Genomic DNA, 11,770 nt, shown 5'->3' with positions numbered 1-11,770 from the left:
CGCGCCGGGGTGGATGAAAAGGGGTGGTGTCAGCTGCCTGGCGCCGGTGGCGGAGCGCGTTCGGTCCGCGGTGCGGGGCTGAAGCCCGGGAGCGTGCCGCCGTCGGGCGGGGGCGGGGCGGGGACGGAGGGCGTACGGGGGAGGTCGAACGGGGGCCGGGGTGCGCCGGTGACCGGCGCGGCGGGCCGCTCCGCGGGGGCGCCGCGCTGGCCCTGCTGGGACGCGGCGTACTCCTCGGGACCGGCGGCCGGGCCGCCGGCGAGGTGCTGATCCCCGCTCGGAGCGAGGTCGCCGGCCGCCTCGGCGGCGGCACCGTACGACGGCAGAGCGCCGTACCCCGCCCCGCCGTCCTGCCCGGCCCCGGCCCCGAGCACGCCGGCGACGGCGAGCACGAGGGCGACGACGGTGCCCCGCCAGCCGGCCCCGCGCCCAGAGCCCTGGCGGACCGCGTGCGCGTACCTGCTCATACGCGGTCTCCTCGGTCGGCGGACGGGGGCCCGCGGAGCGGGCATGAACAGGCCAGACTACCCATCCTCAGCCGGCAGGGACACCCGGCCCCGGCCGGGGTCCGCCGCTCACGGTGCCGTGGGGGCGGCCCGTACACCCGGGCCGGACTGCCGGGGCGAAACCTCGACGCATGCTCATGACAAGTCATGGGCATGTCTATACGCGTAGACGGAGCGGGCCGCTCGAACCTGTGCCAACCGCCGGGCGGTTCGGACGTCCCGGCGGGCGGGTGCCGCACCACCGGCACTCTCCGCCGACCCGCCTGACGCCGCTCCCGGCTGCCGCGGCGGTGCTCCCACCCGGCCGCAGATGTTCCTCCTCACCCCCATGGAGGCCGTGTTGCTCAGCTCACCGGCGATATCCCCGCGCGGCTGGACGGCCGCGCTCGCACTCCTGGCCCTCGTCCTCGGGCTCGCGCTCGGCTCGGCGCCGCCGGCGGCGGCGTTCCCGCCCGACGTGCCGTCCAAGGCGCAGGTGCAGTCCGAACTCAACAGCCTGACCGTGGCCTCGGAAGGCTCCATGACCGGATACTCCCGCGACCTGTTCCCCCACTGGACCACGGTCTCCGGCACCTGCAACACCCGCGAGACGGTCCTCAAGCGCGACGGCGACAACGTGACCACCGGCTCCGACTGCTACCCCACCTCCGGCAGTTGGTACAGCTACTTCGACGGCATCACCCGCACCTCGCCCTCGCAGATCTCCATCGACCACATCGTGGCCCTGGCCGAGGCGTGGCGCTCCGGCGCCAGCGGCTGGACCACCTCGCGCCGCCAGAGTTTCGCCAACGACCTCACCGGCCCGCAGCTCATCGCGGTGACCACCGAGGTCAACAGCTCCAAGGGCGACCGCGACCCGGCCGACTGGAAGCCCCCGCGTACCGCCTCCTGGTGCGGATACGCCAAGTTCTGGATCCACACCAAGTACCGCTGGAACCTGAGGATCGACTCCGCGGAGAAGTCCGCGGTGCAGGGCATGCTCGACCGCTGCTACTACTAGGACCACCCGGCGCGGCGCCGGGGCACCCCGCCACACCCGGGGTGCCCCGGCTGCCGTACGCATCAGGGGACACCGCACCGCGCGGACAGCGTCCCGGCCGGTCAGGAAGGTCTGCGGGCCCCGGGAACGGCCCGGGACCCGCCCGCCGTTCCGGTGGAGGGGCTCCCGCCCCCGGCGGTCAGGCCGCGCTCGAACCACGTGCCCGGCTCGCCGCCGAGGTGGGCGGGGTCGGCCGGGCCGGCGGCCACGAAGCCCGCACGGAGCAGCACCCTCCGGGACGCGGCGTTCTTCTCGGTGACGGCCGCCCGCAGCATGCGCAGCCCGTACGTGCCCGCCGCCAGCCGGCACAGCTCCACGACCGCCGCCGTCGCCACGCCGCGGCCCGTGGCATGCTCCGCGACCCGGTAGCCGAGCTCCGCGGCGCCGTCCTCCAGATCCATCAGGTTGAACCTGCCGACGACCGAGCCGTCCTCGTCGAGGAGGACGTGGAAGGCGCTGATGCCCGCCTCCTGCTCCGCCAGCAGCGCCGCGAACCGGTCGGGGAAACCGTCGAAGAAGGCGTCACCGCGGTCGGGGACCGAGGCCGCGAAGTAGGCGCGGTTCGCCCGCTCGAAGGCGAGCACCGCCGGCGCGTGACCGGTGAGCAGCCGCTGCAGCTCGTACATGGCGCGACCCTACCCAGGCCATCGCGCCGGGTCGCCTGGTTTTCCGCCGGCAGGACCGCCCTCGCCATGGCCGCCGGGTCAGCAGGACGCCGGGCCCCTGCCTGCACGTCGGGCCGGGGCAGGTGACGTGGCGCCGCCGCGGTGCGCCCGGGTCAGTACCGCCAGCGGGTGGCTTCGATGATCTCGGCCCGGGACCGGTCGGCGAAGAGCGCGTCCTCGGCCCCGCGGACCGTGAGCAGCGCGTCGAAGAGGTGGTCCCCCATCGCCTTGCGCAGCACCACCGAGACCTTGAGATGCCGGACCGCGTCCGCCAGGCTGGCCGGCAGCCGCTCGATGCCACGCCGGTCCAGCTCCCCGGGGTCCGCGTGGGCCGGGTCGTCGCAGAACTCCTCCGGCAGGCGCAGCGTGTCCTCGCACCCCGCCAGGCCCGCGGCGATGACAGAGCCCGCCACCAGGTACGGGTTGGCCGCCTGGTCGAAGCACTTGAGCTCGGCGTTCGCGCGGTGCGCCGTCTCGCCCGCGGGACCGGTGACGAAGCGCAGCGCCGCCTCCCGGTTCTCCCAGCCCCAGCAGCGGTAGACCCCGGCCCAACTGGAGGGCGCCAGCCGCAGATAGCTGGCGGGAGAGGGACAGCCCACTGCGGTCAGGGCGGGCAGGCACCGCAGCACGCCGGCGAGGAACCCCTCACCGTCCGGCGTCATGCCGTGCGGCCCCGTACCGCCCTGCATCAGGTTCTCCTTGCCGCGCCACAGGCTCAGGTGCACGTGCCCGCCGTTGCCGATGCCGGAGAGCCCCGGCAGCGGGGCGAAGGACGCCCGCAGTCCGTGGGCGCGGGAGACGGCACGCACCGTATGCCGGACCAGCACGGCGGTGTCGGCGGCGCCCAGCGGGTCCTCGGGGGCGGTCGAGACCTCGAACTGCCCCGGCTCGTACTCCGGGTGGATCTGGTGGACCTCCACACCCTGCGCGGCGAGCGCGTCGACGATGTCCAGGAGGTACGCCCCGGAGTCCGCCAGCCGGGACAGCGCGTACGCCGGGCCGTCGCCGAGGGCGCCGGGGCCGACGCTCCACTCCGTCTCGAACCCCATCCGCAGGCTCAGCCCCAGCCCGGCCGCCGCCTGCGCCATGCGGCTGACGAAGCCCCGGTGGCACCCCTGGTACGGCTCGCCGTCCTGGCCGTGCCGGTCCGCCGGTGCCCACGCCCAGCCGGGCTGTGCGGCCAGCGGGGTGAGCCGGTCCAGATCCGGCAGCAGGAGGAGGTCGCCGACCGGTCCGCCGTAGCCGTCGGCGCGGGCGATCGAGTCGTCCACCAGGAAGGTGTCGAACACCGGGGGCATCCCCACGCCGTGGTCGGCGAGCTGGGGGAAGCGGTCGAGCGGCACGACCTTGACGCGGCCGATGCCCGCGTTGTCGACCCAGCTCAACGCGACGACGCGGGTGCCCGCTTCGGCCAGTCGGGCCATCGCCCGGTCCGCCCGTGCCGCTCTGTCAGCCGTGTGCACAGTCATGCCCTCATGATCGGCCGGGCGGGGTGCCGCTCCTTCCGTCATTCCATGGCAAACCACCCGATCGAGCGCAAACGGCGGTTGGACCGCCTCAGCCGGGCAGGTCCTCCGGGCGCTTCTTCGCGAGTCTGCCTTCGAGCAGGCCGGTGGCCTGGCCCACTTCGATCAGGTAGCCGTCGGGGTCGCGCAGATAGCAGCGCTTCTCCGGCCCGCGGTCGAGGGGCGGGGTGACGAACCGGGCCCCCTTGGCGCTCCAGTCCCGGTAGACGGCGTCGATGTCGGCGACGCGCAGGTTCATGAAGCTGGAGACGGTGTCGCCGGGCTCGTAGTCGACGACCGAGATATCCGGCTTGTCGGGGGTCGGGCCGCCGCCCGGATTCATGATCACCCAGGAGTTGGCGAGCCTGACGATGCACGGGTTCTCTTCGAGGACGACCTGCCCGCCCAGGACCTCGCTGTAGAAGGCCCGGGAGCGGGCGACCCGCCTGACGGTCAGGAAGAGCGTCACCAGCATCCCGGTGCCGGGTGCGGGCAGGTTCTCCAGGTCGACGGCCGGCCGCTCTTCGGTCACGGGCTCCTCCTGTCAGCTCGGGGCCACCCGGTGGGGATCGCCCTCCAGAGCGGCGCGGTCCCAGTGGCCGTGGACGGCGGCTGCCTCGTACGTCGACTGCAGGAAGTCCAGCAGCAGGGCGTCCGGGTCAGCGGCGGTACGCACCGTCTCGTACGGCAGGAGGAACTGGCTCCACTGGTCGGAGTAGCCGCCCGCCGGGACGGGATGGTCGCGGAAGCCCGGAGGCTCCGGATAGGCGTAGGCGTAGAACATGCCCTCGTCCTCGTCGCCGCCGCCCGGCCAGAACCCGGCGCTGCTGAGCTCGTGGGAGTAGCCCTCTCTCATCACCCAGTCCGCGCAGTTGGGGGCGCCGCCGGCGTGGGCGGGCGCGGTGCGCCCGGAGAAGCGGGTGACGGCCAGGTCCATGCCGCCCCAGAAGAAGTGCACGGGGCTGACCTTGCCGATGAAGCGCGAACGGAACGCGGCGAGCACCCGGGACGCCTGCACCAACTGGCCCCAGAAGGCGTGCGCCTGGGCGGGATCGTAGGAGGTGTGGGTACGGTCCTCGGCGAACGGGATCGCCTCCTCCACCTCCACCGGCCGGGCCAGGATGGAGACGTCGATCCCGGCCCGCCGCAGGGCGTCCATCGTCTCGCGGTAGAAGTCGGCGACCGGCTTCGCCTCCAGCACGACCGTCTCCACCGCGCCGGAGGTGGTGCGCAGGCGCAACCGGTGGTCGATGAAGTCGAACTCCATGTCGAAGGTGCGCCGGCCCGGGATCGCGGACGTCGTCAGGCCGCGGGCGGAGACGTACAGCGGAACCTGCCACCAGTGGTTGACCATGGGCGCCAGCGCGAGCCGCACCTTGCCGACGATCTGGGTCCACATGTGCAGGGTCTCGCGGGTGTCCGGCCAGTCCCCGACGCGCAGGGCCGGCCACGGGTCGGCGGTGGGAGGTGCGTTCGTCATCGGCATCGACAGCTCCTGGACGGCTTCAGTGGAGACGCTGCTGCCAGTCTTCCGGCACCTTCCCCGCCGGTCCCGGCGTCGGCTGGGCGGCGGGGTGTGCGGTGGGCGGGCTCATCTCCGGCCCGTCGGTGAACTGCTGCGTATCGGCGTTGTAGAACCAGTCCTCCCCGGGCTCGAAGCTGGTCAGCACCGGGTGCCCGCTCTCCCGCGCATGCCGGCTCGCGTGCTGCGCGGGCGAGGAATCGCAACAGCCGATGTGCCCGCAGGCGGCGCAGCGCCGCAGGTGGAACCACCACCCGCCGCCGGCCGTGCACTCGGCGCAGCCGTCCCCGCTGGGGGTGGAGGCGGGGTCGACGCCAGGTATCCGCTCGGCTTCCATGGCTCCATGCTGCGCGGAACGGGCCGGACGGGCCCGTCGGCTGGGCCGTTCGGGTGCGGTGCGCCGTTCGGCACCGCATCGCCAGGCCGGCCCAGACGCCGGCGCGGCAGCCGCCGGGCGGGCGGCTGCCGCCAGCTCCGGCCCTGGTCAGGAGGTTCGTCTGGCGGGCAAGGGTGGAGGTGTGCGCCGGAGTGGGATAGGGTTCCCGGCGGTGTGCCGGGAAGTCTGGTCGGCGAGCAGGGAATGATCCTTTGCTGATCGGGGGGCTTCTGTCGTGGTACTCATCGCGGTCTTCGGGGCGGCGCTGCTGGTGGCGGTGCTGCTGTCGGGCCTGGCGGCCCGCTCCGTCCTGTCCACCTCGCTGCTGTTCCTGGTCGGGGGCGCCCTGGTCAGCGACGGCTTCCTGGGTCTGATCCACATCACGCCGGAGAGCGGCCTCGTCGAGATCACCGCCGATCTCGCGCTGTTCGCCGTGCTGTTCACCGACGGCATGCACGTGTCGTTCCCCGCGCTGCGCAGCGCCTGGAGGAACCCGGCCCGCGCCCTGGCCCTCGGCATGCCGCTGGCCTTCGTCGGCATGGCGCTGGTCACGCATTTCCTGGTGGGACTGGACTGGACGACGTCCTTTCTGGTGGGTGCGGTGCTGGCACCGACCGACCCGGTGTTCGCCTCGGCGATCGTGAGCCGCAAGGAAGTACCGGCGCGGCTGCGCCAGTTGCTGAACGTGGAGAGCGGCATCAACGACGGCCTCGCGCTGCCCGTGGTGCTCATCCTGATCGCCGCCGCCGGGCCGACCGGGCACGGCGCCGAGGCGGACCTCGGCAAGATCGGCCTGGAGCTGGTCGGCGGCCTCGCACTGGGGGTCGCGGCGCCGGCGGTGGTGTACTGGCTGGTGCGGTTCCGGCTGCTGGGCGCGGAGCCCAAGCTGCAGCCGCTGCTGCCGCTGGCGGTGGGGATCATCCTGTACGCGGTCTGCCACCTGACCCACGCCAACCCCTACCTGGCGGCGTTCTCCGCCGGCGCGGTCCTCGCGTCCCTCTCGCCGGAGGCCAAGGGCGCGTTCGAGCCGCTGGGCGAGTCGCTGGCGGAGCTGGCGAAGTTCGCCGCGCTGCTGGTGTTCGGTGCGCTGCTGACGCCGGAGCTGTTCGGGGACCTGTCGTGGGGCGGGTACGTGGCGGTGGTGCTGGCCATCGTCCTGATCCGGCCGGCTTCGCTGCTGCTGTCCCTGCTCGGGACCCGCTTCGACCGGCGTGAGCGGCTGACCGCGGCCTGGTTCGGGCCGAAGGGCTTCGCGTCGGTCGTCTACGGGCTGCTGGTGCTGCAGGCCCAGATCCCGCAGGGCGAGGAGGCGTTCACGCTGATCGCGGTCTGCATCGCGTTCTCGATCGTCGCCCACTCCAGCACCGACGTGCCCATTGCCCGCGTGTTCGACGTCGAGGACCTCGTCGGCCTGCCGAACGACGCGGACAGGGCGGAGAGCCACGACGTACCGCGGCAGCGGCAGCCGGAAGCGGACCGCGCCGGGTCGTGATCCGCCGTACCGGGCCGGGGCCGGCTCGGGACCGGCTCAGGTGAGTTCGGCGAAGGTCTCGACGGCCTGGGTGCGTCCCGTGACGATGATGACGTCGCCCTTCTGGAGGACCGTTTCGGCCGTGGCGTACGTGAACTCCTCACCGGGGCGTTTGATGCCGACCACGGTGACCCCGTGGTGGGTGCGTACGCGGCTCTCGCCCAGGGGGACGCCGATGGCGAGGGCCGGCGCCACGGTCTTGGCGAGCGCGAAGTCGTCGTCGAACTGGATGAAGTCGAGCATCCTGCCGGTCACGAGGTGGGCGACGCGCTCGCCCATCTCGTGCTCCGGCAGGATCACGTGCGGCACACCGAGCCGTTCGAGGATCTGGCCGTGCTGCCGGCTGACGGCCTTCGCCCAGATGTTGGGCACACCGGCCTCCAGCAGGTTCGAGGCGACCAGGATGGACGCCTGGATGTCGGTGCCGATACCGACCACCACATGGGTGAAGTCCTGGACGCCCAGTTGCTCCAGGGTCCGGGGGTCGGTGCAGTCCGCGACGGCGGCGTGGGTGAGATCGTCGCTGTACTTCTGGACGAGCCGGGCGTCGGTGTCGATGCCCAGGACGTCCCACCCGCGGCGCGTCAGCTCGTCGGCCAGTGAGCCGCCGAACCTGCCCAGGCCGATGACGGCGATCCGGCCCGTTCCGGCCTGCTGGCGGCCTCCCGTCTGCTGCTTGCCGCTCCAGCGGTGGAAGTGGTGCAGGTAATTGCTCATGGTCATCCAATGACGGGGCGTTCTTCTGGCAGTTGGTAGCGGCGCTTGCGCTCGCGCAGCGCGAGTGCCGAGACCAGGGTGATGGGGCCGACACGGCCGACGAACATCAGCAGTGCCAGGACGACCTGTCCGCCTGCGGGGAGGTCCGCGGTGATCCCGGTGGACAGACCGACCGTACCGAACGCGGAGACCGTCTCGAAGAGCACCGCCTCGAACCTCTCCTCGGTCATGGTCAGCAGCACCACCGTGGCCGATATCACCAGTCCCATGGCGAGCAGCGCCACGGTCAGCGCCTGCCGCACCGCGGCCTGGGGGATGCGGCGGCCCATGGTCTCGGCCGCGGGCTCGCCGCGTACCTCGGCGACTGCGGCGACCGCGAGCACCGCGAACGTGGTGACCTTGATGCCGCCCGCGGTCCCGGCGCTCCCGCCGCCGATGAACATCAGCACACAGGTGAACAGCAGCGTGGCCGGGTGCAGCGCGCCGACGTCGACGGCGTTGAACCCCGCGGTGCGGGTCATCGCCGAGTGGAAGAAGCCGTTGAGCAGCTTGTCCCCGGCGTCGAGGGGGCCGAGGGTGCCGTCGTTGGACCACTCCAGCGCACAGGTGAGGACCATCCCGGCGACCAGCAGGACAGCGGTGGTCGTCAGCGTGAGCTTGGCGTGCAGCGACCAGGTGCGCCGCCCGCTCACCCGCCGCCGGTTCCGGTACCGCAGCACCTCCAGCAGCACCGGGAAGCCGAGGCCGCCGCAGATGACGGCCACGGCGACCGGCACCGTCACCCAGAGGTCGGTGGCGTAGCGGGTGAGGCTGTCCGGGTGCAGTCCGAAGCCGGCGTTGTTGAAGGCGGAGACGGCGTGGAAGACCGCGGAGTACACGGAATCGCGTACGCCCCGGTCGTAGCCGAAACGGAAGCGCAGCGCCAGCACGGCCGCGACCGACAGCTCCACGATGAGCGTGGTGCCCGCCACGCCGAGGAGCACCCGGCGTACGTCGCCCAGGTCCAGGGACTTCGTCTCCACCTGCGCGGTGAGCTGAAGGCGCAGCCGGAGCCTGCCGGCGACCAGCAGCGCCAGCAGCGACGCCATGGTCATGATCCCGAAGCCGCCGACCTGGATCAGCGCCAGCACCACGCCCTCGCCGAAGCCGCTCCAGTGTGTCCCGGTGTCCACCACGACGAGGCCGGTCACGCACACCGCCGAGGTGGCGGTGAACAACGACGACACCAAGCCGGTCGCGGTGCCGTCCTCGGCCGCCACCGGCAGCGACAGCAGCACGGTGCCGATGAGGACCACCAGGCCGAAGGCCAGCACGACCAGTCGCGCGGGGTGCGTGGCCAGCAGGGAGCGGCCGGTCGAGCGCAGCCAGCGTCGCACAGCGGCCCCTTCCCCTGCCCGGGGCCGCTGGCGCGACCGTCGTCAGGACTCCGTCAGCAATCCGTCAGCATCTGTTCCACACCCTAGCCGCCGGCGGTACGGGCGCCGGCCCCGGTCGACAGCATGTGCAAGGGGCGCCCCCGCCGTCCTGGGACGTCCCAGGACGGCGTCATCACCGCTCGCGTCTCCGCAGGTCAGGGTGGATCCCTTCCCGGGATGTCCCGCACCGGCCGGCGACGCTGGGCCCGCGGGGACGACGGCTGCCGTCAGCCGCGGCGAGGTCGACGCCCAGATCGGCGGCGTCCTCCAGGAGCGCGACGCGGCCTTCCGCCGCGAGGCCGCCGGCTACGACGAGAGCGTCACCTCGCAGAACGGGGCGATCCGGCAGGTCCAGGTGCGGGGGCCTGCTCCCGCAGCCACCCGGCGGGCCCGGCCATCTTGACATGTCCTCGAAGAGACCTCGTAGTTAAGGGAGACATCACAGGTGAAGGGAGTGTCATGCGTAACGCACGACCAGGCGTTCACCGCGCGCTGCTGGCGGTGGCGGCGCTCGGGCTCACCGCGGCATCGGCCGTACCCGCCGAGGCCAAGGCCGAGCCGAAGGTCCTGATCTACACCGGGACGACCGGGTACCGCCACGCCGACGCGATCGACGGCGGCATCGGCCCGATCCAGAACGCGCTGGACGAGGCCGGGATCTCATGGGTACGGGAGGACTGCGACGGCCTCGGCGGCGCCCCCGGCAACTGCGACCACCCGGACAGCAACCCGCGCGTCTTCACCCCGGAAAACCTGGCCGGCTACGACGCCGTCTTCCTCTTCAACGCCTCGTCGCAGTGGCTCGGCGGCAACCGGCCGGGCCCGCTGTGGGACGAGGAGCAGCGCGCCGCGATCAAGGGGTTCGTCAATGCCGGCGGCGGGATCGCCGCCAACCACAACGCGGTCGACATGGGCGCCGGCGTCACCAGTTGGGACTGGTGGGACGGCGACGCCGGCAGCGCGGTCGGCACGCTGATGACCGGCCACGCCGCCACCGACCTGAACAACGTCGCCACGGTGCAGGTCGAAGACCGCCGCCACCCCTCGACGCGCGATCTGCCCAAGGAGTTCGGATTCGGCGACGAGCACTACAACTTCGCCCGCAGCGTGCGCGGCGAGGCGCATGTGCTCGCGACGCTCGACGAGCAGTCGTACGAACCCGGCCCGAACGCGATGGGCGAGGACCACCCGATCTCCTGGTGCAAGCCGTACGACGGCGGTCGCATCTGGGTGAGCGGGATGGGCCACTTCGCCGAGTCCTACACGGCGAACGGCGGGGACAACAGCCTCGTCAAGCACCTCGTCGGAGGCATCAGCTGGGCCGCCGCCGGCACGGCCGGCGGAGGTAAGTGCACGCCTGGACAGTGACCGGAAGGATCCCCGCCCCGGCCGCCGGCCCCCACGACGGGGGCGGTGGCCGGGTGCCGTGCGTGCGCGGTCCTACCGGGTGAGGTAGCGGTCCAGGTCGGCGAGGACCTCGTCGGTGGCCGTGACACCGAGGCCGAGGTACCAGGTCTCGTCCGGGACGTCGTGGGCGCGGCCGGCCTTGACCGCCTCGAGGTTCTGCCACAGGGAGTTGTTCTGCGTCGTGGACTTGTCGGTGGCCTCGGGGTCGCCGTAGACGCCGGTGAAGACGTAGTCGGCGTCGGCCTGGTCGATGTTCTCCGCGCTGACCTCGGCGGCGAGGTCCTCGATGTCCTGGTTCTCCGGGCGCGGGATGCCGGCGTCCTTGAGGATCGTGCCGATGAACGAGGCGTTGCCGTACAGGCGGATCACGCCGTCCGGCATGAAGCGGACCATCGAGACGGTCGGCTTGTCCGCGCCGAGCTTCCCGGCCAGCGCCGCGACCTTCTTGTCGTACGCGGCGAGCTTCGCCTCGGCCTCGGCCGTCTTGTCCAGGGCGGCGGCGTTGAGGAGGTAGTTCTCCTTCCAGGTGAAGCCGGGGCGGAGGGAGAAGACGGTCGGGGCGATCTGGGCCAGCTCGTCGTACTTGTCGGCGGCGCGCAACTGGCTGCCGAGGATCAGGTCGGGCTCAAGCTCGGCGATGGCCTCCAGGTTGAGGTTGTTGATGGTGCCGACGTTCTCCGGGCTGCCCGCGTCCTCCTTCAGGTAGGAGGGCAGTTCGGGGGAGCCCTCGGTGGGGGCGAGGCCGACCGGCTCGATGCCCAGGGACACGACGTTGTCCAGCTCGCCGACGTCGAGGACGACGACCCGCTCGGGCTGGGACTCGATGACCGTCTCACCCATGGCGTGGTCGATGGTGCGGGGCCACTCGCCGGGCTTGGCCTCGGTGCCCATGGCGGCGGTCTCCTTCGCCGCGTTCGCGAAGTCGTCGCCGCCCTGGGCGACGGCCTCCTTGCCCCCGGCCCCTGCTGACGAAGTCTCCTTCCCGTCCCCGGCGGAGTCGCCGCAGGCCGACAGGGACAGTGCGGCGGTGAGGGCGAGGGCTGCGGCGGTGATGCCGCGGCGTCTGGCAGACATGGGGAGGCTCCCG

13 protein-coding genes are annotated in these 11,770 nt (G+C 72.5%); 4 read left to right on the top strand and 9 right to left on the bottom strand.

What is annotated here, in order from left to right; all coding sequences use genetic code 11:
* Positions 1-29: 29 nt before the first annotated feature.
* Complete coding sequence (locus tag B124_RS14460; protein ID WP_496503217.1) at positions 30-467, bottom strand: hypothetical protein; 438 nt, start codon at positions 465-467, stop codon at positions 30-32.
* A gap of 376 nt (positions 468-843) precedes the next feature.
* On the opposite strand from B124_RS14460, the gene B124_RS14455 reads away from it, so the two are divergent.
* Positions 844-1,506 (top strand): HNH endonuclease family protein, encoded by a 663-nt coding sequence (locus tag B124_RS14455; protein WP_496503293.1) that lies wholly within the window; start codon positions 844-846, stop codon positions 1,504-1,506.
* Positions 1,507-1,607: 101 nt separating this feature from the next.
* Here the strand turns inward: B124_RS14455 and B124_RS14450 are convergent, their stop codons facing one another.
* From B124_RS14450 to B124_RS14430, 5 genes are all read right to left on the bottom strand, one after another.
* On the bottom strand, positions 1,608-2,171 hold the full coding sequence (locus B124_RS14450) for a GNAT family N-acetyltransferase (protein ID WP_496503216.1): 564 nt from the start codon (positions 2,169-2,171) through the stop codon (positions 1,608-1,610).
* 152 nt (positions 2,172-2,323) lie between these two features.
* A complete protein-coding gene (locus B124_RS14445) occupies positions 2,324-3,679 on the bottom strand; it encodes a type I glutamate--ammonia ligase (RefSeq protein WP_496503215.1) in 1,356 nt (451 codons plus the stop codon).
* Positions 3,680-3,767: 88 nt separating this feature from the next.
* Positions 3,768-4,247, bottom strand: a complete 480-nt coding sequence (locus tag B124_RS14440) for a VOC family protein (protein WP_496503214.1) — start codon at positions 4,245-4,247, stop codon at positions 3,768-3,770.
* A gap of 12 nt (positions 4,248-4,259) precedes the next feature.
* Positions 4,260-5,195: a DUF5996 family protein gene (locus tag B124_RS14435; RefSeq protein WP_496503213.1), complete on the bottom strand. Its 936-nt coding sequence runs from the start codon at positions 5,193-5,195 to the stop codon at positions 4,260-4,262.
* Between the two features lie 25 nt (positions 5,196-5,220).
* Complete coding sequence (locus B124_RS14430; protein WP_496503212.1) at positions 5,221-5,574, bottom strand: UBP-type zinc finger domain-containing protein; 354 nt, start codon at positions 5,572-5,574, stop codon at positions 5,221-5,223.
* A gap of 274 nt (positions 5,575-5,848) precedes the next feature.
* Here B124_RS14430 and B124_RS14425 point away from each other — a divergent pair, with 274 nt between their 5' ends.
* Positions 5,849-7,105: a cation:proton antiporter gene (locus B124_RS14425; protein WP_496503211.1), complete on the top strand. Its 1,257-nt coding sequence runs from the start codon at positions 5,849-5,851 to the stop codon at positions 7,103-7,105.
* A 36-nt stretch (positions 7,106-7,141) separates the two neighbouring features.
* On the opposite strand, the gene B124_RS14420 is transcribed toward B124_RS14425, so the two are convergent.
* Together B124_RS14420 and B124_RS14415 are read right to left on the bottom strand one after the other, a co-directional pair.
* A complete protein-coding gene (locus B124_RS14420) occupies positions 7,142-7,867 on the bottom strand; it encodes a potassium channel family protein (protein ID WP_496503210.1) in 726 nt (241 codons plus the stop codon).
* The gene (locus B124_RS14415) at positions 7,864-9,237 is read right to left on the bottom strand and encodes a TrkH family potassium uptake protein (RefSeq protein WP_496503209.1); all 1,374 of its coding nucleotides are present in this window, start codon (positions 9,235-9,237) and stop codon (positions 7,864-7,866) included. Before B124_RS14415 ends, B124_RS14420 begins: the two co-directional genes overlap by 4 nt.
* A gap of 199 nt (positions 9,238-9,436) precedes the next feature.
* Between B124_RS14415 and B124_RS14410 the strand changes: the two genes are divergently transcribed.
* Both B124_RS14410 and B124_RS14405 read left to right on the top strand, forming a co-directional pair.
* Positions 9,437-9,679, top strand: a complete 243-nt coding sequence (locus B124_RS14410) for a hypothetical protein (protein ID WP_496503208.1) — start codon at positions 9,437-9,439, stop codon at positions 9,677-9,679.
* 56 nt (positions 9,680-9,735) lie between these two features.
* On the top strand, positions 9,736-10,644 hold the full coding sequence (locus tag B124_RS14405; RefSeq protein ID WP_496503207.1) for a ThuA domain-containing protein: 909 nt from the start codon (positions 9,736-9,738) through the stop codon (positions 10,642-10,644).
* Between the two features lie 72 nt (positions 10,645-10,716).
* Here B124_RS14405 and B124_RS14400 read toward each other — a convergent pair whose 3' ends face one another.
* Positions 10,717-11,757, bottom strand: coding sequence for an ABC transporter substrate-binding protein (locus B124_RS14400; protein WP_496503206.1), 1,041 nt, complete (start codon positions 11,755-11,757; stop codon positions 10,717-10,719).
* Positions 11,758-11,770: the final 13 nt, after the last annotated feature.

It is taken from the genome of Streptomyces sp. CNP082, from assembly GCF_059570535.1.
This window is presented reverse-complemented; position numbering and strand designations above follow the sequence as displayed.